This window comes from Cupriavidus sp. GW823-FHT07B10 (assembly GCF_058794355.1).
In genome coordinates, this window is sequence record NZ_JBXAGS010000005.1 from 271,211 (window position 1) to 294,320 (window position 23,110).

Annotated in this window: 19 protein-coding genes and 4 pseudogenes; 15 read left to right on the forward strand and 8 right to left on the reverse strand. The window is 65.0% G+C overall.

The window, feature by feature from the left end; translation table 11 throughout:
• The first annotated feature begins 81 nt into the window (after positions 1–81).
• The 3 genes from AC1Q6V_RS13600 to AC1Q6V_RS13610 all read left to right on the forward strand — a co-directional run bounded on the left by AC1Q6V_RS13600 (position 82) and on the right by AC1Q6V_RS13610 (position 2,687).
• On the forward strand, positions 82–813 hold the full coding sequence (locus AC1Q6V_RS13600; RefSeq protein WP_010812435.1) for a YceH family protein: 732 nt from the start codon (positions 82–84) through the stop codon (positions 811–813).
• 225 nt (positions 814–1,038) lie between these two features.
• The gene (locus AC1Q6V_RS13605; RefSeq protein ID WP_010812434.1) at positions 1,039–1,941 is read left to right on the forward strand and encodes a patatin-like phospholipase family protein; all 903 of its coding nucleotides are present in this window, start codon (positions 1,039–1,041) and stop codon (positions 1,939–1,941) included.
• Between the two features lie 152 nt (positions 1,942–2,093).
• Positions 2,094–2,687: a TetR/AcrR family transcriptional regulator gene (locus tag AC1Q6V_RS13610; protein ID WP_010812433.1), complete on the forward strand. Its 594-nt coding sequence runs from the start codon at positions 2,094–2,096 to the stop codon at positions 2,685–2,687.
• A gap of 15 nt (positions 2,688–2,702) precedes the next feature.
• Here AC1Q6V_RS13610 and AC1Q6V_RS13615 read toward each other — a convergent pair whose 3' ends face one another.
• The 3 genes from AC1Q6V_RS13615 to AC1Q6V_RS13625 all read right to left on the reverse strand — a co-directional run bounded on the left by AC1Q6V_RS13615 (position 2,703) and on the right by AC1Q6V_RS13625 (position 4,770).
• Entirely contained in the window at positions 2,703–3,209 is a 507-nt protein-coding gene (locus tag AC1Q6V_RS13615; RefSeq protein WP_010812432.1) for a hypothetical protein, read from the reverse strand.
• Positions 3,210–3,423: 214 nt separating this feature from the next.
• Positions 3,424–4,104 (reverse strand): Hpt domain-containing protein, encoded by a 681-nt coding sequence (locus AC1Q6V_RS13620; RefSeq protein WP_454750191.1) that lies wholly within the window; start codon positions 4,102–4,104, stop codon positions 3,424–3,426.
• Positions 4,105–4,143: 39 nt separating this feature from the next.
• Positions 4,144–4,770 (reverse strand): response regulator transcription factor, encoded by a 627-nt coding sequence (locus AC1Q6V_RS13625; protein ID WP_010812430.1) that lies wholly within the window; start codon positions 4,768–4,770, stop codon positions 4,144–4,146.
• A 763-nt stretch (positions 4,771–5,533) separates the two neighbouring features.
• On the opposite strand from AC1Q6V_RS13625, the gene AC1Q6V_RS13630 reads away from it, so the two are divergent.
• Positions 5,534–7,360 carry a PAS domain-containing sensor histidine kinase gene (locus tag AC1Q6V_RS13630; RefSeq protein WP_058697018.1) on the forward strand — a complete coding sequence of 609 codons (1,827 nt, stop codon included), beginning with the start codon at positions 5,534–5,536 and terminating at the stop codon, positions 7,358–7,360.
• 139 nt (positions 7,361–7,499) lie between these two features.
• Here AC1Q6V_RS13630 and AC1Q6V_RS13635 read toward each other — a convergent pair whose 3' ends face one another.
• Positions 7,500–7,973 (reverse strand): Lrp/AsnC family transcriptional regulator, encoded by a 474-nt coding sequence (locus AC1Q6V_RS13635; RefSeq protein WP_010812428.1) that lies wholly within the window; start codon positions 7,971–7,973, stop codon positions 7,500–7,502.
• Between the two features lie 230 nt (positions 7,974–8,203).
• Here AC1Q6V_RS13635 and hppD point away from each other — a divergent pair, with 230 nt between their 5' ends.
• The 9 genes and pseudogenes from hppD (at position 8,204) to AC1Q6V_RS13680 (ending at position 17,307) form a co-directional block, all read left to right on the forward strand.
• Positions 8,204–9,283 carry a 4-hydroxyphenylpyruvate dioxygenase gene (gene hppD, locus AC1Q6V_RS13640; RefSeq protein WP_010812427.1) on the forward strand — a complete coding sequence of 360 codons (1,080 nt, stop codon included), beginning with the start codon at positions 8,204–8,206 and terminating at the stop codon, positions 9,281–9,283.
• A gap of 174 nt (positions 9,284–9,457) precedes the next feature.
• Positions 9,458–10,852 carry an amino acid permease gene (locus AC1Q6V_RS13645; protein ID WP_010812426.1) on the forward strand — a complete coding sequence of 465 codons (1,395 nt, stop codon included), beginning with the start codon at positions 9,458–9,460 and terminating at the stop codon, positions 10,850–10,852.
• 109 nt (positions 10,853–10,961) lie between these two features.
• Positions 10,962–12,158: an amino acid aminotransferase gene (locus AC1Q6V_RS13650; RefSeq protein ID WP_010812425.1), complete on the forward strand. Its 1,197-nt coding sequence runs from the start codon at positions 10,962–10,964 to the stop codon at positions 12,156–12,158.
• A gap of 445 nt (positions 12,159–12,603) precedes the next feature.
• Positions 12,604–12,651 (forward strand): annotated as a pseudogene (locus AC1Q6V_RS13655) (hypothetical protein); the annotation flags it as partial.
• Positions 12,652–12,728: 77 nt separating this feature from the next.
• Positions 12,729–13,222, forward strand: a pseudogene (locus tag AC1Q6V_RS13660) (molybdopterin cofactor-binding domain-containing protein); the annotation flags it as partial.
• Between the two features lie 111 nt (positions 13,223–13,333).
• Positions 13,334–14,194: a MipA/OmpV family protein gene (locus AC1Q6V_RS13665; protein ID WP_010812422.1), complete on the forward strand. Its 861-nt coding sequence runs from the start codon at positions 13,334–13,336 to the stop codon at positions 14,192–14,194.
• A gap of 175 nt (positions 14,195–14,369) precedes the next feature.
• Positions 14,370–15,371 (forward strand): Bug family tripartite tricarboxylate transporter substrate binding protein, encoded by a 1,002-nt coding sequence (locus AC1Q6V_RS13670; RefSeq protein ID WP_010812421.1) that lies wholly within the window; start codon positions 14,370–14,372, stop codon positions 15,369–15,371.
• Positions 15,372–15,811: 440 nt separating this feature from the next.
• Positions 15,812–15,936 (forward strand): annotated as a pseudogene (locus AC1Q6V_RS13675) (IS5/IS1182 family transposase); the annotation flags it as partial.
• Between the two features lie 294 nt (positions 15,937–16,230).
• The gene (locus AC1Q6V_RS13680) at positions 16,231–17,307 is read left to right on the forward strand and encodes a porin (RefSeq protein ID WP_010812420.1); all 1,077 of its coding nucleotides are present in this window, start codon (positions 16,231–16,233) and stop codon (positions 17,305–17,307) included.
• Between the two features lie 45 nt (positions 17,308–17,352).
• Here AC1Q6V_RS13680 and AC1Q6V_RS13685 read toward each other — a convergent pair whose 3' ends face one another.
• From AC1Q6V_RS13685 to AC1Q6V_RS13700, 4 genes and pseudogenes are all read right to left on the reverse strand, one after another.
• Positions 17,353–18,489: a 3-deoxy-7-phosphoheptulonate synthase gene (locus tag AC1Q6V_RS13685; RefSeq protein ID WP_011616998.1), complete on the reverse strand. Its 1,137-nt coding sequence runs from the start codon at positions 18,487–18,489 to the stop codon at positions 17,353–17,355.
• A gap of 500 nt (positions 18,490–18,989) precedes the next feature.
• Positions 18,990–19,715 carry an SDR family NAD(P)-dependent oxidoreductase gene (locus AC1Q6V_RS13690; protein ID WP_037025498.1) on the reverse strand — a complete coding sequence of 242 codons (726 nt, stop codon included), beginning with the start codon at positions 19,713–19,715 and terminating at the stop codon, positions 18,990–18,992.
• A gap of 319 nt (positions 19,716–20,034) precedes the next feature.
• A pseudogene (locus AC1Q6V_RS13695) lies at positions 20,035–20,324 on the reverse strand (hypothetical protein); the annotation flags it as partial.
• Positions 20,325–20,608: 284 nt separating this feature from the next.
• Positions 20,609–21,001, reverse strand: coding sequence for an alcohol dehydrogenase catalytic domain-containing protein (locus AC1Q6V_RS13700; protein ID WP_454750192.1), 393 nt, complete (start codon positions 20,999–21,001; stop codon positions 20,609–20,611).
• A 507-nt stretch (positions 21,002–21,508) separates the two neighbouring features.
• Here AC1Q6V_RS13700 and AC1Q6V_RS13705 point away from each other — a divergent pair.
• Positions 21,509–21,898, forward strand: coding sequence for a cupin domain-containing protein (locus tag AC1Q6V_RS13705; protein WP_011616995.1), 390 nt, complete (start codon positions 21,509–21,511; stop codon positions 21,896–21,898).
• Positions 21,899–22,100: 202 nt separating this feature from the next.
• Positions 22,101–22,868, forward strand: a complete 768-nt coding sequence (locus tag AC1Q6V_RS13710; RefSeq protein ID WP_010812414.1) for a sulfite exporter TauE/SafE family protein — start codon at positions 22,101–22,103, stop codon at positions 22,866–22,868.
• Positions 22,869–23,110 lie beyond the last annotated feature (242 nt).

Below are 23,110 nucleotides of genomic sequence, written 5' to 3' on the forward strand. Positions count from 1 at the left end.
GCGGATTGCGCTGGCTTGGGATTGAATGAGCGCCTCGGCGTGTCGGCATTCGCCGTCACCTTCAGCAAAAAACCAGTCTTGATGCAATCCAACCATGATTCCGACGCCAGCCAGGCTGGCGACCGCCCCGCCCGTCCGGCATTGCGCCCCCTGACGCCCGTCGAAGGCCGCGTGCTCGGCGTGCTGGTCGAAAAACAGCACACCGTGCCCGATACCTACCCGCTGTCGCTCAATGCGCTGGCCTCGGGCTGCAACCAGAAGACCGCCCGCGCCCCGGTGATGAACGTCAGCGAGGCCGATATCCTTGAAGCCATCGATGGCCTCAAGGGCCTGAGCCTGGTCTTTGAAGGCAGCAGCAGCCGCGTGCCGCGCTTCGAGCACAATATGCAGCGCGTGCTGGCCGTGCCCAGCCAGTCCGTCGCACTGCTGGCCATGCTGCTGCTGCGCGGCCCGCAGACCGCGGCGGAGCTGCGCCTGAACACCGCGCGCCTGCACGGCTTTGCCGATATCTCGTCGGTCGAGGCCTTCCTTGACGAACTGGCCAGCCATGCGCCGCCCTTTGTCGTCCGGCTGCCGCGCGCGCCGGGCGCACGCGAAAATCGCTGGATGCACCTGCTGAGCGGCGAAGTGAGCGCCGCGGCGGACGCCGACGATGCCGACCGCACCACCGGCGGCGCCACCGCCGCGCCGGGCGAACTCGAACAGCTGCGCGCCGAACAGCAGGCCCTGACCGAGAAGGTGGCGAAGCTGCAAAGCCTGGTCGAACACATGGCCGGCCAACTCGGCATCCCTGTCGACGAGTTTCTCGACTGACACCGCGCCTGCGTCATGGCTGACGGTACCGACCACCCTGCTGTTAGCCAGCATTGGTGGTTGGAGGATATTGCTGGCGGTTAATTGCGTTATTACCTCGCGAAGGCGAGCCACAGGCTCAGACCCCAGCGCGGCAGACGGCTTGCCGTCCGACCTGCCCGATGGCCCGGATGTCACCTATCCTTTGCTCAGGACCGCAAACTGGACAGGGAGACCGGCGCAGCCATGGACAAGACAGCCTTCGTATTTGCGGGCGGCGGCAGCCTGGGTGCGATCCAGGTCGGCATGCTGCGCGAACTGGCGGCATGGGGCGTGATGCCCGATATCGTGATCGGCGCCTCGGCCGGCGCCATCAACGGCGCCTACTTTGCCTGCAATCCGGGCGTGGCCGGCGCCGGCCGGCTTGACGCGCTGTGGCGCGGCATCCGGCGCTCGGACATCCTGCCGTGGAGCTGGCGCAGCGTCTGGAGCATGTTCGGCGGCAACCGCGGCCACCTGGTGGAGGCGGCCGGGCTGCGCCGACTGCTGGCGCAGCACTTCGGCACGCTGCGGCTGGAAGCAGCGGAACTGCAGCTGCACGTGGTGGCCACCGACATGCACAGCGGCGACGAAGTCTTGCTGTCCAGCGGCAGCATAGTCGACGCGGTGCTGGCCAGCGCGGCCATCCCCGGCGTGTTCCCGCCGGTGCAGTTCGAGGGCCGCACGCTGATCGATGGCGGCGTGGCCAACAACACCCCGGTATCCACCGCGATCGCACTTGGTGCCACGCACGTGATCGTGCTGCCCGCGGGCTTTACCTGTGCGGAGCGCCGCCCGCCGCGCGGCGCGCTGGAGCATGCGTTCAATGCGCTCTCGCTGCTGGTGGCGCGCCAGCTCGTGCACGACCTGCAGCACTTCGCCGACCGCGCGCAGATCAGCGTGGTGCCGCCGCTGTGCCCGCTCGACATCTCGCCCTACGACTACTCCAAATGCGGCGAGCTGATCGACCGCGCCGCGGCCACCACCGCGCAATGGCTGCAAGGCAAGGGGCTTGACAGCCAGCGCATACCGGGCGCGCTGGCGCCGCATTCGCACGACGAAGCGACGCCCAGCTGCAGCGCCGACATCCCGGCGGCGGCGCCCCACTGACGCCGCTCAGCGCCGGGTGGAAGTACCCGAACGGATTGTGCCGCGCCGCATGCTGGCCGCCCTGGTACCGCCCTCATCGACGCGGATCAAGGCAAGCCCACCCTGCCCGCGCGCCAGGCTGCGCTCTGGCAGCCATTGCTACAATCCGACAGATGTCCACCCAAGCCGAACGCAGCGCCAGCACCCGCCAGTCCCTGATCGACGCCGCCGTGACCTTGCTCGTCGAGCAAGGCTATGCGGCCTTTTCAGAAGCGCGCGTGTGCGAACTGGCCGGCAGCAGCCGCGGCTCGCTGCGGCACCATTTCCCCGAAGGCCGCTATGACCTGCTGCCAGCCATGCTCACCTGGCTGCTGGAGCGCGAGGCGGCGCGCCTGGCCGCGCTGGGCCCGCTCAGCCCCTCGCTGTGCCTGCACCTGATGCTGCATATCCTGGCGACCCGCCCACAGCGGCATACCTCGCTCGCCATACTGGAGGTGTGGATGGCAACGCGTGGCGACGCGCGCCTGGCCACCGCCGTGCGCGCGCCGCTGGAGGCTGTGCCGCAGATGCTGTTCGGCCAGCCGCCGGACGCGCCGCCGGAGCCGGAATGGCTGGCGCTGCGCTGTTTCCTGCACGGCGCCACGCTGCACAGCTTCGCGCCGGACTACGACGGCCAGGGCTTGTCCGAAGCGGTGCGCTGGCTGATCGCGCGCCTGCCGGCCCCGGCGGGGCTGGACGCCTTGCTGGCGCGCATGCACGCAGACTAGTTGTAGAGCGCTGGATCAGGGCAGCCGCGCCAGCAACCGGTCGCCCAGCGTGGGCGGCAGCGCCAGGCGCCCTGCCTTGCCAGGCGCCGCGGCATCGAAGACCACGGCCTGGCCGTCCCAGCTGAGCCGCACCGGCCCGCTGCTGTTGAAGGTGCGCTGGGCCAGCACGCGGTCGCGCTCCACGCCGTAGATGCGCAGCAACACCCGCTCCCGACCCAGATAGCAGTATTCCGCTGCGTAGCGCGCGGCGGCATCCAACGACGGCAGGTGCCGGCAGTTATGCGCGCCGGCGCGCTCCCAGGCGCCGTGGCCATAGGCGATGGCGGTCCAGATACCGCCGAGCGCCAGCAGCCGCCCCGCGGTCACCAGTGCCAGGCGCTGCGCGCGGGCCTTGCGCCCGTCCGGGGTCGCCATCACGTGCGACACCGCGCGATACAGCGCCAGCCCCAGCAGCAGCATGGTCACCGCCGCCAGATGGAAATAAAACGCCGACTCCGGCATTGACGCCATGATCTGACCCATGCCCGCTCCCGGAAAATATCGTCAAACTAACCGTCCTGCCGAATATCAAAATCCGGCGTCCGCGCCGTCATATAAAAACGCACCGCATTAATCGGCGTCATTAGTTCCAGAATATTGAAAATCGGCGCCCTGATATATCCGAGCATAATCAACCGACCGCACCGGGCCAATCCGGTGTATTCCCGCACCGGAGCTGCCGGCGACCGCCGCCATCTTATTTTTCCGATGGCAGCGCCGCCAGCAGGGCGAGCAGCCGCGCCACCGTCGGCGCCACGATCGCGGCCAGCGCAGCGGCGTTGGCGGCATCGCCGTCGCTGGCGGCATGCTCCAGGCGCTGGGCAAGAGCACGCAAGGCATGGCAGCCGACGTAGTGGGCAGATGCCTTGAGCCGGTGGGCGACGCTGCGCACGGTGTCCAGCGCACCGTCAGCGGCGCGCAACTGCGCCAGGTCGGCCTGCGCCGAGGTGACCAGGGCGTGCACCAGCTCAGCGGCAGAGGCGCGGTTGCCGAAGGTCTGCGACGCGATGGCTGGCCCGATTCCCGCGGCCTCGCGGGGGGACAGCGCCAGGTAGCGCTGGCGGGCCAGCATGGCGACGATGGCCGCTTCGGTCACCGGCTCGCGCAGGCAGGCGATCACACCTTCGTCCGCGCCGGGCACCGGCACCGCGTCGGCCGGCAGCACCACGGCGCAGACCGGGCCGGTGGCACGCCAGGCGCGCAACAGGCTGTCAGGGATCTCGGTGGCGGCGCCGGCTATCACCAGGCCGATGTCTGCGGCGGCGTCCGGCGCGGGCGTGTCGGTGTGCACATCAAAGCCGAGATCGCGCAGGATCGGGGCAACCCCGGCGACCCAGCGCGTGTCGCCGGGCGTGGCAAGCAGCAACGCGCCGGTCATGCGCCGCTTCTCAATGCGAGTCGAATCACGGGCAGCATGCTAGCCGATCGCGATATGGTGGCGCCGCGCAAAGTCGATGACATCGACAATCGATTTTGCCCCGAGTTTTTCCATGGCCCGGGTCTTGTGGGTGCTGACCGTCTTGTTGGAAATAAACAGGGTTTCGCCGATTTCCTTGTTCGACATGCCCTTGGCAAGCATCTGCATGACCACCAGTTCCTTGTCGGAAAGACTGGCCAGGCGCGCGGCTTCGTCGGCGTGGCCGGCGTTGTTGCCGCGGTCGGTTTCGGGCATCACCGTATAGCCGGCCAGCACGGACTCGGTGCAGCGCACGATCTCGGCCAGTTCCTGGGTCTTGCTGACAAAACCATGCGCGCCGGCCTGGCGCGCGCGCGGGGCAAACGTGTTCTGGTCCTGGCCGGAAATGACCAGGATGCGCACGGCGGGGTGGCAGGCCTTGAGGCGGGGGATCACGTCCAGCCCGTTGATCTTCGGGATGTCCAGGTCCAGGATCACCACGTCGGGGGTGTACTGCCGCACGATCTCGATGGCGGCCTGGCCATTGTCGGCCTCAAGCACATGGGTGATGCCCAGCACCTGGGAAAAGTGCGTCTTTAGCACCACCCGCACGGGCGGGTGGTCGTCGACGATCAGGATTGTGGTCAAAACTTGAACTCCATAACAGGCGCCCTGATGTCCGGGCGCCCATGCACATCATTTTGCTCAGCATTTGTGCCGGAGGGCACCGGAAATTTCCGAGCGCGGGCTTGCTTCTTCCGAAAACCCGGCTGGTTTTGCAGGCCTGGCGCAATGCGGACCATGGCAGTTGCGCAATCCAATCATAACGCTGCCGCCACGGGTGAAAAACCACGTCGCCGGACCATGGCAGGGGGTACCGGAAGGTTTTGTTTTGGACCTGCCTGCCGCCATCGGGTTTCTCGACGCTGGCGCGTGCGTGCCTGGCTGATGCCGGCGTTGGCCCCGTGAGATGCTGCCCGGCATTTGTCCTCGATATGTGACGTGAAAGGCATCAACAGCGCGTGATCCGGAAATTTCACCCCCAATCTCAGATTCGTCCTAATGAGATATCGAGGCTGAGCCCATAGAGTGAAAACTATCCAGCCACCGCTACGCCAACCGCGCGGCGGCCGCTGCCATGTTTCACTGAATTTTGCCGCCCCGCTTGTCCATTCATCAGCCCATCCATAACGAATCTCCATCGGCCACCGCTTGCCCGCACCGCTTCACGCGCGCCTGGCGGCTGGCAAGTGCCGCGTTGTTCGTCAGCGTATTGGCCTGCGCCGTTGCCCAGCGGACGGCAGATCCCGCGCCAGCGCCATCCCCGGCCGGCACGCCAGTCGCCTTGCCCGAGGCACCGGCCCTGCAACCAGCCCCGCCACCACAAGCAGCGCCACAGGCGCACTGGCAGGTGCTGGGGTGGACGACCGGGCTGCTCTGCCTGCTGACGCCATGCCTGCTGGCATGGATCTTCGTGCTGTATCGCGAGGTGCGCCGGCGCCGCGCCGCGGAGATTGCGCTGAAGGACAATATCGCGATCCAGTCGGCGCTGCTCGACGGCATTCCCCAGCCTGTCTACCTGCGCGATGCCTCGCTGCGGCTCATCACCTGCAACCGCAGCTATGAAGAACTGGTCGGCGCCACGCGCGACACCTTGCGCGGGCAGCCGCTGGACACATCGGTCCAGGTGCATCCCATCGCCATCGACATGGCCGAGGTGGAGCGCGACTACCGCAAGGTGATCAAGGACGGCATCCCGCTGCACAAGGACCGCTGCCTGCGCCTGGGCGGGCGCACCCACCACGTGCTGAACTGGCTGACACCGCTGCGCGGCGCCGATGGCACCGTCAAGGGCCTGGCCGGCGGCTGCGTCGACCTGACCGAACGCCACGACATGCTGGCCGAGCTGGCGCAGGCCAAGACAGAAGCCGAGGCCGCCAACCGCGCCAAGTCCACCTTCCTGGCCTCGGTCAGCCATGAGATCCGCACCCCGATGAACGCCATCACCGGCATGCTGGAGCTGACCCTGGCGCGCTGCCAGCTGGCCGAGCAGGAACGCCTGCAGCTGGTCACGGCGCATAAGTCGGCAGTGGGCCTGCTGGCGCTGATCGACGACATCCTGGACCTGTCCAAGATGGAGGCCGGCAAGTTCAGCATCCACCCGGCACCCGCTTCGCTGCCCGGGCTGGTCAAGGACACGCTGCTGATCTTCGGGCCGGTGGCGGCACAGAAGGGCCTGCCGCTGACCAGCGGCATCGGCGTCGCCGTTGCGCCGCTGCACCAGGTCGATGCGCTGCGTTTCCGTCAGATCCTGGCCAACCTGGTGTCCAACGCGGTGCGCTTCACCGACAGCGGCACGATCCACGTCAGGCTTGACGCCCTGGCGCCTCGCGACGGCGTGCAGCAGGTCATGCTGACCGTCTCCGACACCGGCATCGGGATACCCGCCGGCGCGCAGGCGCGCATGTTCGAACCCTTCGAACAGGTGCATGACCGCACCCGGCCCCATGCCGGCGGCACCGGGCTGGGGCTGGCAATCTGCCAGCGCCTGGCCAGCGCGATGGGAGGCCAGATCTCGCTGTCCAGCCAGCCGGGCCAGGGCACGCGCGTCATGGTGACGCTGCCGTTGGCGCTTGCCGTCGCCACGGAACTGCCCGAGCCGGTGCCGCCGCCCATGGCGGGCTGCGCACGGCGCCGGGTCAACGTCCTGGTGATCGACGACCATGCGCCCAACCGGCTGCTGCTGCAGCGCCAGCTGGAGCACCTGGGCCACCGCGTGAGCACCGCCTGTGATGGTCGCGAAGGGCTGGCCATGCTGGACCGGTCCAGCTTCGACGTGATCTTGTGCGACTGCGCCATGCCGGTCATGGACGGCATGGCATTCGCACGGGCGGTGCGCGCACGCAAGGATGCGCGCGGCAGCGTGCCGGTGATCGGTTGCACCGCAAGCGCCGTCGCGGTGGACCATGCCGCGGCGCTGGCGGCGGGCATGAATGCCGTGATCGTCAAGCCGGTTGGCCTGCAGGCGCTGGATGCGGCGGTGGCACAAGCCTGCGCCAGTGGCCACCGGGTGCGCGAGATAGCCGTGCCAGTGCGGGTCAGCGCGCCCGACAGCCAGGCCGGCACGCGTGACGAGGCCGCCCACTGCGGCGTCAAGCCCGGCTCGCGGCCATCATGGTGCGCGGTGTGCCGGGCAATGAACGTACAGTGCGACCGCCTCGACCAGCCGGAAGATTAAGAACCCGTTTCAGAATGAAAAAGGGGCGCGAAGGCTGCAGCCGGGCCGCAGGGCGTTGTTGCGGCCTCCTTGCGTGGAATAACCACGCGGCGTCGACCACGCCTAGCCCTGCGGCCCGGCAGCAGCCTTCCCTTCGGGTTCAGGCCTCCAGCGGCACCGCGCTGGTGCACTTGATCTCGTCCAGGCACACGCTGGACTTCACGCCGCTGACACCCGGGATACGCATCAGCGTATCGAGCAGGAAGTCAGACAGCGACTTCAGGTCCTTTGCGACCACCTTGAGCACGTAGTCGATATCCCCGGTCACCGAGAAGCATTCCTGGATCTGCGCCAGTTCCGCCACCAGGCGCTTGAAGTTGGACAGGTCGCGGATATGCCCGCGCTCCATCGTCACATGGATAAAGGCCACCACGCCAAAGCCCAGCGCCGCCGCGTCCAGCCGCGCCTCATAGCGTTTGACCAGCCCGGCCTCTTCCAGGCGGCGGTGGCGCCGCAAAGTCTGCGCCGGCGACAGCGCGATGGCCTCTGCCAGCTCCAGGTTGGAGGCCCGCCCCTGCTCCTGCAAAACCCCCAGCAAGCGGCGATCGGTACGGTCCAGCTCGATCGATTGCACTTTGATTTCCTCACATCAGAGATTCACGCAATCGAATTTCATAATCTAGGGTTTCCCTGCCTGTTTTACGAAATCCAATTTTGCCGTCAGGAATATACACTGCATCCCAAGCAAGCGCACTACAGGCCTGTCCTGCAACAGGTTTCCGCTGAGCCGACTGACTCCGGCGCGACCTCGTTGCCAAGTGCCGCAGCCACAATATTATTTCCCGCCCCTTTAGTGAGAAAGCCATGGCCGACCTGTTTGACAACCCGATGCAGCTGATGGGCTTCGAATTCGTGGAATTCGCCTCGCCCACCCCAAACGTGCTTGAGCCCCTGTTCGAGCAGATGGGCTTCACGCTGGTGGCAAAGCACCGCTCGAAGGACGTGGTGCTGTACCGCCAGGGCGAAGTGAACTTCATTGTCAACCGCGAGCCGCACAGCCACGCCGCCTACTTTGCCGCCGAGCACGGCCCGAGCGCCTGCGGCATGGCTTTTCGCGTCAAGGATTCGCACAAGGCCTACGCCCGTGCACTGGAGCTGGGCGCCCAGCCGGTCGAGATCCCGACCGGCCCGATGGAGCTGCGCCTGCCCGCGATCAAGGGCATCGGCGGCGCGCCGCTGTACCTGATCGACCGTTTCGAGGAAGGCAAGTCGATCTATGACATCGACTTCGAATTCATCGAAGGCGTCGACCGCCACCCGGTCGGCCACGGCCTCAAGCTGATCGACCACCTGACTCACAACGTCTACCGTGGCCGTATGGCTTACTGGGCCAATTTCTACGAAAAACTGTTCAACTTCCGCGAAATCCGTTACTTCGACATCCAGGGTGAGTACACCGGCCTGACCTCCAAGGCCATGACCGCGCCGGATGGCAAAATCCGCATCCCGCTGAACGAGGAATCGTCCAAGGGCGCCGGCCAGATCGAAGAGTTCCTGATGGCCTTCAACGGCGAGGGCATCCAGCACATCGCCTTCCTGACCGACAACCTGATCGAGGTCATCGACCGCCTGCAACTGGCAGGCGTGCCGCTGATGACTGCGCCGAACGACTACTACTATGAAGCACTGGACACGCGCCTGCCCGGCCACGGCCAGCCTGTGGAGCAACTGAAGTCGCGCGGCATCCTGCTGGACGGCACCACCGAAGGCGGCAAGCCCCGCCTGCTGCTGCAGATCTTCTCCAAGACCGCGCTCGGCCCGGTGTTCTTCGAGTTCATCCAGCGCCGCGGCGACGAAGGCTTCGGCGAAGGCAACTTCAAGGCCCTGTTCGAGTCGCTGGAACGCGACCAGATCGAACGCGGCACGCTCAAGGTCGAGGCCTGACCGGCATCGATCTTCCCTGACCGGCTCCGGCCGGTTCCGGAAACGCGCACACCTCCTTCGCGGCAGTGACCCTGCCGCGCGGGCGGTGACGTCCCCCAGGCCCAAGCGTCCGACTCGACAATAGCCAGAGGCGCGGGCCCGCATTCCATGAGAATGGGTAGAGGAAACAACTGAATGCATGCAAGCAGCAATGACGGCACGCTCAAGCGCGGCCTGAAGAACCGGCATATCCAGCTGATCGCGCTGGGTGGCGCCATCGGCACCGGCCTTTTCCTGGGCATCGCCCAGACCATCAAGATGGCGGGGCCCTCGGTCCTGCTGGGCTACGCGATCGCCGGCATCGTGGCGTTCTTCATCATGCGCCAGCTGGGCGAGATGGTTGTGGACGAGCCCGTCGCCGGCTCGTTCAGCTACTTCGCCGACAAATACTGCGGCCACTTCGCCGGCTTCCTGTCGGGCTGGAACTACTGGGTGCTGTACATCCTGGTGAGCATGGCCGAGCTTTCGGCCGTTGGCATCTACGTGCAGTACTGGTGGCCCGAGATCCCGACCTGGGTCTCGGCGCTGGCCTTCTTCGTGATCATCAACCTGATCAACCTGTCGAGCGTGAAGTCCTTCGGCGAGATGGAGTTCTGGTTCTCGATCATCAAGGTCGCGGCCATCATCGGCATGATCGGCTTCGGCGGCTACCTGCTGCTGTCCGGCAATGCCGGCCCGCAAGCGAGCGTGGCCAACCTGTGGCAGCACGGAGGCTTCTTCCCCAACGGCATGGGCGGCCTGGTAATGGCCATGGCCGTGATCATGTTCTCGTTCGGCGGGCTGGAGCTGGTGGGCATCACCGCGGCCGAGGCGGATTCTCCCGAGAAGACCATCCCCAAGGCCACCAACCAGGTGATCTACCGCATCCTGATCTTCTACGTGGGCGCGCTGGCAGTGCTGCTGTCGCTGTACCCGTGGGAGAACGTGGTCACCGGCGGCAGCCCGTTCGTGCTGATCTTCCACGCGCTGAACAGCAACTGGGTGGCCAATGTGCTGAACGTGGTGGTGCTGACCGCGGCGCTGTCGGTCTACAACAGCGGCGTGTACTGCAACAGCCGCATGCTGTACGGTCTGGCGCAGCAGGGCAACGCCCCCAAGGCGCTGCTCAAGGTCAACCAGCGCGGCATTCCGCTGACCGCGCTGGCGTTCTCGGCCGTGGCCACCGCGGCCTGCGTGGTGATCAACTACTTCATGCCCGGCAAGGCCTTTGAGATGCTGATGGGCCTGGTGGTGTCGGCGCTCATCATCAACTGGGCGATGATCAGCCTGATCCACCTGAAGTTCCGCGCCGACAAGCGCCGCGCCGGCCAGGCCACGAAGTTCCAGAGCTGGGGCTATCCGCTCACCAACTACCTGTGCCTGGTGTTCCTGGCCGGCATCCTGGTGGTGATGTACCTGACGCCTGGCCTGCGCCTCTCGGTCTACCTGATCCCGGTGTGGCTGGTGGTGCTCGGCGTGAGCTACCTGGTGCGCCAGAAGAACGCGGCCGCCGCGCTGCAAAGCGGCATCGCCGCCCAGCAACTGCGCTGAAGCGGCAAGGCGGCGCCTGCAGACTGCGGGCGCCGCCGGTTAGAATTCAGGCTGCGCGACGCCCCCTGCGCCGCGGCAGCTGCCCCCCGACCCAATTCCATCGCATCCCATGTTTGCACACATCGAGGCATTTCCCGGCGATCCGATCCTCTCGCTCAACGAGGACTTCCAGCGCGACCCGCGTACCGACAAGGTCAACCTGAGCATCGGCATCTACTTTGACGACGAGGGCCGCCTGCCGGTGATGCAGGCCGTGGCCAAGGCCGAAGCCGCGCTGCTGGCCGACATGGGCCCGCGCCCCTACCTGCCGATGTCGGGCCTGGTGGCCTACCGCAACGCGGTGCAGGCGCTGGTGTTCGGCGAAAACTCGCCGGCGCGCGCCGCCGGCCGCATCGCCACGCTGCAGACGCTGGGCGGCTCGGGCGCGCTGCGCGTGGGCGCCGATTTCCTCAAGCGCTACTACCCGCAGGCGCAGGTGTGGATCAGCGATCCCAGCTGGGAAAACCACCGCGTGGTGTTCGAGCGCGCCGGCTTCACCGTCAATACCTACCCGTACTATGACGACGCCACCGGCGGCCTGAAGTTCGACGCGATGATGGACGCGCTGCGTACCATCCCCGCGGGCAGCATCGTGCTGCTGCACGCCTGCTGCCACAACCCGACCGGCGTGGACCTGAACCAGGACCAGTGGCGCCAGCTGATCGCGCTGCTCAAGGCCAACCAGCTGCTGCCGTTCGTCGACATGGCCTACCAGGGCTTCGGCGCCGGCCTGGAAGACGACGCCTTCGCCATCCGCGAGCTGGTGGCGCAGGACGTGCCCTGCCTGGTGGCCAACTCGTTCTCGAAGAACTTCTCGCTGTACGGCGAGCGCTGCGGCGGCCTGAGCGTGTTCTGCAACACCGCCGGCGAAGCCACCAACGTGCTGGGCCAGCTGACCGGCGCGGTGCGCGCCAACTACAGCAACCCGCCCACGCACGGCGCGCGCGTGGTGTCCAAGGTGCTGACCACGCCCGAGCTGCGCCAGCTGTGGGAAGAAGAACTGGCCCAGATGTGCGGCCGCATCGCGCGCATGCGCGAGGCGATCCATCACAACCTGCGCGACCATGTCAGCGGCGAGGCCCTGTCGCGCTACCTGACCCAGCGCGGCATGTTCACCTACACCGGCCTCACCGCCGACCAGGCCGAGCGCCTGCGCGAGCAGCATGGCGTGTACCTGCTGCGCTCGGGCCGCATGTGCGTGGCCGGGCTGAACGAGCGCAATGTAGGGATCGTGGCCAAGGCCATCGGGAGTGTGCTGAAGGGCTGAGCCTGACGGCAGACGGCATCACCAGGCGGCGCCTTCGGGCGCCGTTTTTTATTTGGCGGCGCATGGGACGCGCCAGCGTAATCTCTACAAACGCCGTGGAGTTTTGACTTTCCAGCCATGGCTTCCCCTGGCTTTCCTCAGGCCCATCGCCACGGCCATCCCCGGCACTGAACTTGCAGCCTTCCTGCATCCCAGGCACCGTCCCCAACCGTGCCGGAGTTCCCACAGAAGGCCCGCAAATGTCCGAAGACAAGGCCCCCGCCCAGTGCAGCACCGCCCTGCCCCCGGCACCGCCGCCCGCCCTGTCACGCTGCACATCAACGGCAAGCCCTGCACGCTGCAGCTGGAGCCCCGCTGCACGCTGCTTGACGCGCTGCGCGAAGTGATCCACCTGACCGGCGCCAAGAAGGGCTGCGACCGCGGCCAGTGCGGCGCGCTGCATCCGATGCAGGCCGCCTTCCTCGCGCACGACGCGCTGCAGTGCGGCTTCTGCACGCCGGGCCAGATCTGCTCTGCGGTGGGCATGCTGGCCGAGGCCCAGGCTGGTGAGGCAAGTTCGGTTCAGCCGCTGCCTCGCCGCTGTCGGGCGTGCCGGCGAAAGAAGTGGAGATCAGCGACGGCTGGCTGCAACGCCGATCCGATCCGACGCAGCGCGAATCCGTGTCCGCGCCGATCACCCGCGCAGGCGGCCACGCGATTGAAGCGCGGGCCAGCGCCAGGCCCGGCAAGGAGCGGAAGCAATACGCAATGCACGCGTTTGGCGCGGTCTTTGCAGAGGTCCACGTCGATCCCGACCTGGGCGAGATCCGCGTCCACCGCATCGTCGCCAGCTACGGCGTGGGCCGGCTGCTGAACCGCAAGACCGCGCACAGCCAGCTCAAGGGCGGCATTATCTGGGGCATCGGCATGGCGCTGCATGAGAAGACCGAGCTGGATCCCGTCACCGGGCGCGTTGCCAATGCCAACCTGGCCGAGTACCACGTGCCGGTCAATGCCGACGTCGGCACCATCGACGCCGGCGCGTACGGGACCTGCCGATTACGCTGGACAAGCTGCTGGACTGAGGCCCGCTCAGGCCCCGGGTGGTTGCGCTGGCCGCCATCCAATGGAAAGATGTCGCCCACGGGCCTCGTGCCCGCAACCTGACTGCCCGCCTGGCGGGCGTGGAGGCTGCCGTGACCGAGCTCTACCCCAAGCGTCCGTTCTCGTGCATTGCCCTGCTGCTGGCCGCCGGCGCCGTCCTGGCCCCGGGCCTGGCCAGCGCCCAGACCCCGGCACCGCTGGCGGAATGGCAGTTCTCCGCCGGCATCCCGTTACAGAAGCTGTTTGAAGACACCATCCCCGACTGGCAAGTCCGGCTCGGCGCCGCGGCCATGGTGCGGCCGCGCTACGACGGCTCGTCGGAATACATCCTCATCGGCGGGCCCAGCATCGATATCCGCTACCGCGACCTGGCCTTTGCCTCGATCGGCGAAGGGCTGGGCGTGAACCTGCTGCGGGGCAAGAACTGGCGCGCGGGGATCGCGCTGTCCTACAACCTTGGGCGGCGCGCAAAGGAGGACTCGCCGCACCTGGACGGCATGGGCAATATCAACCCGGCGCCCGAAGGCAAGCTGTTCGCTGAATACGCGGTCTCGAAGGAATTCCCGCTGGTGCTGCGCATCGACGCGCGCCGCAGCCTGGGCGGCAGCGACGGCTGGGTCGGCGATATCGGCGCCTATATGCCGCTGCCGGGCAGCTCCGAGAAATTCTTCTGGTTTGCCGGCCCCACCGTGACGCTGGCCGACTCGCGCTATATGAACGCCTGGTACGGCGTCAGCGACTCGCAGGCCCGCGCCGGACGGCCCGCCTACCATGCGCGCGGCGGCATCAAGTCCTACGGCTTCGGCGTCAGTGCGGTGTGGTATTTCAACAAGCACTGGTTTGCCACCAGCGATATCGCGATCTCGCAACTGGCCGGCGATGCGGCGGACAGCCCGATCACGCGCAAGTCGACCAACGGGGTCTTCGACCTGTCGATCAACTACGAATTCTGACGCCGATAGCCGTCCGCCCAGTGCGGCTATCGCACAGTGGATGGCCCGCGCCCGCGATTTGGGCGGTACCGCCACGGTTCTTCGAAACTGCGTCCCGCATAATTGGCCGGCCGGAATATCCGGCCGCAGCACCCCCGCCAGGGGATAGTCGAAGAAGCCAAAGAAGGAGATGTAGTTGAAGTCCAGCATCAAGCACCGCGTGGCGCGCAGCGCGCGTTTCGCCGCCATGGCCATTGCCGGCCTGGCCGCCGCCCACACCGCCCCCACTGCCCTCGCCGCCGAAGCGTGGCCGGCCAAGCCGATCAAGGTGATCGTGCCTTACACACCGGGCGGGTCCACCGACACCGTCTCGCGCGTCGTGTTCGAAAGAGTCTCGCAGCGGCTGGGCCAGCCGATCATCATCGAAAACAAGCCCGGCGCCAACAGCACCCTGGGCGTCGGCGTGGCCGCGCGCTCGGCGCCGGATGGCTACACCTTCGTGTCGGTACTTGCCGCCTACAGCGCGAACATGTCGCTGTATTCCAAGCTCAGCTACAAGCCCACGGACCTGGTGCCGGTGGCGGAAATGGCCGAGCTGCCGCTGTTCCTGTTCTCCAGCAAGAAGCTGCCGGTCAAGACCGTCGCCGAACTGGTCGACTACGGCAAGAAGCACCCCGACACGCTGACCTTTGGTTCCAGCGGCGTCGGCAGCTCCGCGCACCTGACGGGCGAGCGACTGGCGATGGAATCGAAGCTCAAGCTGACCCACGTGCCGTACAACGGCAGCGCGCCGATCCTGCCCGCGCTGGTGTCCGGCGAAGTCTCGGTCGCCTTCGACCCGCTGCTGGTGCCGATGCCGCATGTGAAATCGGGCAAGATCAATGTGCTGGCCGTGGCCTCCGCCAAGCGCTGGCCAGGCGAGCCCAACATCCCGACCATGGAAGAAGCAGGTTTTCCCGGCTTCGTGATGAGTTCCTGGACCGGGCTGATGGCGCCTGCCGGCACGCCCCAACCGATCGTGGCCCGCATGGCCAGGGAAATCGCCGCGGCCACGCGCAGCCCGGAGGTCGCGAAGAAGCTGACCGATCTCGGTTTTGTGCCGGTGGGCGGTACTTCTGAAGAATTCCGCAAGCTGATCGAGCGCGATACCACGCGCTACGGGGAGATTGTTAAGGCGGGGAAAATTACGCTGGATTGAGGTTGCAGACCGCGATACAAGCCCGGGTATAAACGTGGCGAGCTACCAGGCTCGCCACGTTTTTTTTGGGATGGCGACTTGCGGGGTGAACGAAGGCCTCTTGTCGACCCTGAGCAGTCAGATGAGTCTCCCGAAAAATCGACGCCCAGTTTTCATTGTGGTGGTGGCGCCGGCACCAGCCCGTACCTAGACATGACATCGATAAGCTTCGAGCGGTCGAGCGGCCCGCCGGCGCTTACGATTGTTCCGACATCACGAAAATACAATCACTCGTCCGCAATGCGTGCGCAAGCGAACATCGCGTGTGGGTGCCCATCTGCACACTCCGGGAGGCAGGCTCCAATCCAGCCTGCAATGCCTTGAGCGCCCCGCTAGTCCCCCGGCTACGGGGTGCCTTTTTGCTACAAATTCCTGAATAGCGGATCAGCGTGGAGCGCTCGACTGGCTCCACTCGTTCAGACGCCTAGAGCTTCGATACGAACGATATGTCGATGTCCTCGAACCCTCCCTGTCCCTTGCCTGTTCACTGATTTGCCGGAGCAGGCTAAAGCACTGCATGAACTGATTTCGCAACAGCTTCTTGTGAGGCCGCAGATCACGTTCCCTTCCATCACAGCGTATTCGGTGGGCATTCGCACAAAGCATCGCTCAATAGTCCATCGTATCCAGATACACAGCAATACAATTCAGCTTCAAAGTGCGTGTGCCGCGGAATGACCTGTGTCGATATGTACGCTTGTTCCGTGGCTACGCGCGGCATGGACGGGGTATGCAAGCATTGGCCGCCGGTAGTTGGTTAATCTGCGGGCACTGCATGGCAGTGCCATGCACGTCTGCCATGAGCAAAATGAGAGGTCAGATGAAAAAGATTCTTGCGGTCGTTGCCGCATCCGTCGCAGCCAATGCCGTGTCTGCCCAGTCCGGCGTGACGCTGTTCGGTATCGCCGACGCTGGTATCGAGTTCAACAACAATGCTGGGCGCAACGGTGACAGTGTCGTGCGACTGGTTTCCGGGAACCAGTCTGGCTCGCGTTGGGGTCTGCGTGGCGTGGAGGATCTGGGCAGCGGGCTGAAGGCGGTCTTTTATCTGGAAAGCGGCTTCGACATCGATACCGGCAATTCGGCCCAGGGCGGGCGTCTGTTCGGCCGCGGCGCCTATGTGGGGCTGGATAGCCACTATGGCTCACTGCTGTTCGGGCGGCAGCAGACCGCCATGCGCGAATTCGGCAATATCTACGATCCTAATGCGATTGCTGACCGCTACGGCATCCTCTCGATTGCTCCAGAATTTGGAGCGCGCGCAGACAATGCCGTCAAATATGTCGGAAAGTTCGGGAGACTCACCGCACAGGCTTTCTACTCCTTCCAGGCTAATGGCAGCGAAGTGGCGGGCAGCAACGTATTCGGGCGCAATTTCGGCGCGTTCGTCAACTATGCCTCCGGCCCCTTCGCGCTCGGCGTGGCCTATGACGATGCGCACGTCGGCACGCCCTCAAACCAGGCGCCGGTCCTGCGACGCGTTTCCGTGGCCGGCACGTATGCGGTGAGTGATGCCAAGGTATATGTGGGCTACCGCCTGGCGAAGGCCTATGATGGGGCCATGCTGCCGGGCGCCCAGGAGGCCAATGCCGGCTCGAACCTTTACTGGCTGGGCCTGGCTTACAAGCTGACGCAGGCGTTTTCCCTGACTGGCACGGCCTACTACCAGGACTTCCGGCAGACTGGGTCTGACCCGTGGCAGTTCGTGCTGACCGGCGACTATTTGCTCAGCAAGCGCACCGACCTCTACGCGTCAGTCTCCTACGCGCTAAACAAGGATAATTCGGCACTGGGCGTCAACGGCTTCAACAGCGGCAGCGGCACGTCGGCCGTCTTCAACGTACAGCCGGGCAAGAACCAGGCGGGTGCCGTGATGGGCGTTCGCCACCGGTTCTGATGCGAATACTGGAGGCATGAAGTGACCTGACGTCTTTTCCTATGGCTACAAAGCCAACCTGCGGCGCAGGTTGACCGCCTCACTAAGCATGTCCAGCACTGCCACCGAGTCGTCCCATCCGATGCAGGCGTCCGTGATGCTCTGTCCGTATGACAACGCCGACGGACTGTGCACGCCCGGGGTGAACTTCTGCGCGCCGGGGACCAGATGGCTCTCGACCATCACCCCGAAAATGGAGTCACTGCCGCCGCTGATCTGTTGCGCCACGTCCCGCGCGACATCGACCTGCCGCAGGTGTTGCTTACTGCTGTTGGCATGGCTGCAATCCACCATCAGCGAGTTACCGAGCCCGGCCGCTTCCAGTTCCCTGCAGGCGGCCGCCACGGAATCCGCATCGTAGTTCGGGGCCTTGCCGCCGCGGAGAATGACGTGGCAGTCCGGGTTGCCCTTGGTATGCACCGTCGCCACCTGCCCGTTCTTGTGCACTCCCAGGAAGTGATGTGGACGCGATGCGGCCTGGATAGCGTCGATGGCAATCTTGATGTTGCCGTCAGTGCCATTCTTGAAGCCAATCGGTGCTGAAATGCCCGAAGCCAGCTCGCGGTGCACCTGGCTCTCGGTGGTGCGGGCACCAATCGCGCCCCAGCAGATCAGGTCACCTATGTACTGGGGCGAGATCACGTCCAGGAACTCACCGGCCGCCGGCAAACCGAGGCGATTGATATCAACCAGCAGGCTGCGCGCGATGCGCAGGCCCTCATCGATGCGATAGCTTTCGTCCAGGTAGGGGTCGTTGATCAGTCCTTTCCAGCCCACCGTGGTACGCGGCTTCTCGAAGTACACACGCATCACGATCTCCAGCGACCCGGCGTAGCGCTGCCGCTGCTCCATCAACCGCCGTGCGTACTCGAGTGCCGCCTGCGGGTCGTGGATCGAGCAAGGTCCCATGATCACAAGCAGCCGGTCATCCTTGCCGTGCAGAATGCGCGAGATTCGCTGGCGCGTCTGGGTGACCAGGGATTCGACCGGCGTGCCCCGGATCGGGAAGAAACGGATCAGGTGTTCAGGCGGAGGCAGCGGAATGATGTCTTCGACGCGGGCGTCGTCAGTCACGCCGGTGCGGTCCGGTGGCGCCTGCCAACCCTCGGCAATGGTCAACGGGGATTTCTGTGGATCATTCATGGCTAGCTCCTGGAAAACTGGGACAGGAAGACCGCCGGCGGGTGCCAGTCAGGCGCAGCAGCGGAGTCCGGGCAATATGTCGTTGCGATGCGGCAGGTAGCAATGGCGAGGGATCCTGAAGGGCGGCCCAGGCGCGCTGGTACGCGCCAGCAAACGCCGCATCCAGCCAGGACCTGGCTGTCCCCCTCCTCAGCCCTCGTCGTTATGCATCCTCCCAAGACCACTGTCGTGATTATCAGCCCGGCGCAGCGCAATGCCAACCATGGAGATTGGCGAACCGCCAATCAGCGGTCCCGGTTTTTGCGGGGGAACTACTATGTCAGGCCGCCCGCCGAATGCCCATAGCCGGGTAAGACGGCAGCCGTTCGCGCCACGAAGCTTGGCTCGAATGCCGTCTGTGTCGCGTGCTGCGATTCGCGGAAGATCAAGCCGTAGACGCCCGGGTCGGAGCGGATTATCGAATCGATCTCACGGCATGCCAACCGAAGATCCGCACTTCCTTAAAATCGCGCCCGCCCACCGGACATGTCAAAGACAGCGCCTGCATTAAAGCGGCTGGCGTCCGAACATAGCCACGCTACCAGGTGCGCAGCCTCGGCCGGATCGCCCAGGCGCCCGGCCGGGCTATCAGCAACCATGGCCGCCACCTCGTGGCTGCCGAGCCCGTGAATCATGTCGGTATCCATGGGCCCGGGCGCCACGCAATTAACGTAGATGTTGCGCTTCACCAGTTCGCGGCCGATTGCTTTGGTTAGAACGACCACGCCGCCGCTGGCCGCGGAGTATGCAGCCAGCCCGGCCAGCCCCTCCTTGCCGGCCAGCGAGCCCATATTGATGATACGGCCGCCTCCCCAGCGCAACATGTGCGGCAACATCGCCTGCACGACGTACATGGTCCCCAGGAGATTCACGGCGATGATGCGATGCCATTGTGAAGCCTCGTGATTCTCGAATGGCTGCATCGGGCCAAGGTAGCCGGCAGCGTTGACCAGGATGTCGAAGCGATATCCCGCATCGACCAGTCGCGCCAGCGCCAGCCCCACCTGCCCGGCATCGGAGACATCGACGACCTCAGTGCTGGCACCTTCCATCTGGAACGGCACGATATCCCAAGCATGCACACGCGCACCACTGTCGATCAGTTGCGCAACGATCGCCCGGCCGAGCCCCTTTGCACCGCCGGTCACCAGCGCTGCCTTCCCCGAAAGATCATAGAAATTTGACACGGCATCCCCAGCGCGCCATGGCTGCGCAGAAGCGGTAGCGCCCACGGCACACGCCGCCCCGCCTTATGACGCAGGCAACTGCCCTGAGCCTTGCCTCGTCGCGTCATCGGCGACAGGGCTTGCCATGCAGCCCACCCGCCGATCCCAACGGTACTAGCCCTCGTCAGACATGCTCTGTTCGCTTCCAGACAAATACGTGCATGGTCGAAGGCGGCCACACAGACATGGTGTTCGCCGGCCGTCAGATGTCAGCGGAGTCCCTCTCGCGGTCGTCAATCTGCGCCACCGCGAAGGCTGACGCTCAATATCGGCCCAGACCGTGACCAGCTAGCTGCCAGTCGACGTGTAGTGGCGCAGCCCGGTACGCCATGCGCCGATGGCCGCCAGGAGAAAAACGAAACCCGTCGAATTCGCCGGTACGCAAAAAGGTCTGCCCAGCACGTCGAAACCGCGCCCGATGGCATCGGCGATGGCGAACATGCAGTTCACCAGCCCGTAGAACAGCGCCACTTCGCCGATGCGCCAGCCCTGCACGTCGCCGAAGCGGTCGAACAGCGCCCAGACCGCGACCACCTCGATTCCGGTGACAAGGAACTGACCCAGCGTGAGGCATCCCGTTATCTAAGGTGAACGAAGGTCTCTTGTCGACCCGTCTGCGACGGTCAAGGTAGCCAACCCAAATGGCGGTAGACAGTCCGGTAGCGTTCGTTCGTTTTCACTAGGGCGCAGCAGCGCTATGGCTGCCAACCTCTTCCGTCTTGCGGACTCCGTTCTTGTGCGGGTCTTATCGACTTACGGCCATTGAGAACGTGAATCCGATCAGCAGCGCCAGAAGCGAAGGCACGTTGCTTTTCCCGGTCCAGCATGACACGAAGTAGCCTTCTACACGTCCTTCAGGGAAGGTCTGTGTTGTCTGGCAATTTGACGGCCTGCGTCGCGGGCAAGACGATATACTCGGCGGCCGTTCCAAGCGGACGTTGCCACTGCCCGTTCCAAATCCAGACCCGCTCACCGAGCCGGGCAGCAGACACTTCCGCACCCAATGCCTCGATGACACCGGCGCCGTCACTGTGCGGGATGATTCGGTCGCTGGTCAGGGGACGACTGCGCCGGGACTTCACGTCGGACGGGTTCACCCCTGATGTGGCGACTCTGACACGGACCTCCCCGGGGCCTGGGGTCGGAGTTGGCAGCTCTCCAGTTACCAGAACTCCACGGGCTTCGCCGTTTTTGGTGTACCAGGCGGCTCGCATGATGGCTCCCACTGTGCGCATAGCACTTGCCATTGACGGGGCACAGGCATCGGCCCTTCAGGCGCTTCGTGGCATATTAGGCCGAAAAATCGGTATCGGCTGGAAAAAGGCCGAATGGAGGCAGCAGAGCGGGCAGGCGGTGCGCAGTCGCTATGTCGCTATGTCGCTAAATGAGTAGCGCCTGGAGACCGTGCGGCACGAGTTCAATGCCTTGGTCTCGCCTCTTTCTCGGCGAGTCGTCGTCGGGTCGTGGGACGTCTTAGCGGCGCCATTTGGATTGTCACGCTTGCCTACTCCGTTCGTTCTCGTACATACAACGAGAGGCGCTGGCAAAAGACTCGCTTTAGTCGGCGGCTCAGCCGGCTCGAGGCGCCCCGAGGGACCAACACATGCTTCGCGTTTGCGAATCACTGTATATGTCTTTGCGATCGCAGTTATGGCTGCCGGTCTACGGTGCGCGGGGTTGCCGCCTATATCGCGTCACTCTGCAGGTCGCCTGCTAGCACCTTCGAAACTCCAACAAAAGTCTAAGGAGACATCATGCACTACAAGAGTTTGATCATGTTGGGCGCGGTGGCACTGGTGGCAGGTAGCGCGCTAGCGCAGAGTTCGGGCCTTACCCGTACTTTGGTAGGAAGGGCCGATGTATCTGTACCAGGTCGCGAAGCTGTTGTCGCGCGCGTGGAGGTAGCGCCAGGCACCTATGCCGGGCGTCATACGCATCCCGGCGACGAGATCAGCTACGTCATGGAAGGTGAGGTGCAACTCCTGATCGATGGTCAGTCGCCGCGCACGGTCAAGGCCGGTGAATCATTCGTAGTGCCTGCCGGCGTTGTGCATGATGCCCACAACAACAGTAGCGCGGCGGCGCGGGTTCTTGGCGTGTACGTGGTCGAGAAGGGGAAGCCGCTGGCATCGCCGGCCCCGTGACGGGCCTGGCACCCTCAGCCGCGGAGATCGTTGAATTGGTGGGCATTGGGCGCGCCACGGCTGGAGCGTTAGCCGTAGTGGTTTGCGGTCACTTCTACAAGAAGTATTGCATTCGAGATGCAGGGAGGCCTTCGCTTGTGCAGGCGAAGCGAAGTTTTCCGTAAGCTGGGGAGACGGATGCTGGCACGGGAAACATTGGTCCATGGATGCAATGATTCTGGTCTTCTCTGCGGGAGTATTCGCTGGCGCGATGAATGCGCTGGCCGGGGGCGGCTCGTTCGTCAGTTTGCCGGCGCTGATTGCAGTGGGCGTACCTCCGGTTCAAGCGAATACTTCCAGCACGGTCGCGCTATTTCCTGGCGGGCTTGCCAGTGCTTGGGCCTATCGAGATGGACTGCGCCCGGTCGGCTCCGTGGCGCTGCGCGCTCTCCTGCTGGCGACGCTATGTGGCGGCTTGGTGGGGGCCTACCTGTTGCTGCGAACTTCATCCGCGGCGTTCACGTTCGTTCTGCCCTGGCTGCTTCTGGTTGCGTCCGTTGCCCTGGCGTTCGGGCGACGCTTTGGGGAGGCAATGCGCACACGCTGGCACATTCACGCGTCTGCGGTACTGGCCGTCCAGTTCGTGCTTGGCATCTATGGCGGCTACTTCGGCGGCGCGGTTGGAATCATGATGATCGCGGTGTGGAGACTGCTCGACAACTGCGACCTAAAGTACCTCAATGCGGACCGTACGCTGCTGGTCAGTGCTGCCAACGCCGTAGCGGTGGTCGCTTTCATCGTGGCCAATGCGGTGCGCTGGCCAGAGACGTTAATCATGCTGATGGGGGCGATCATTGGTGGATACAGTGGCGCGCGGATCGGGCGCCGGGCGACGCCGGGGACTATCCGGGCCATCACGCTACTTGTTACCTTCTGCATCACGCTAGCATTCTTCGTGAAGACCTACGCGGCCACTCTGCTGATTCGGTGACTAGCCCCATGCGCGGAACGACGCTTTCCGGCGTTGGAAGCGATCTGAGGCCAAGGCGTTTCAGTACCCCCTACGAGTATTTGCAGGCTTGGGTTCGTGATGGCCTCGTGCGATAACCCGAGTGTCCGCTTTATAGCATTAGCCAAGACGCTCGAACGTCGGCTCATGGCCGACCTCGGCCCTCGGCCTACCTGTGGCAGGGCTTGCACCGGAGACGACTTCCGATCCGTCTCGGTCATTCG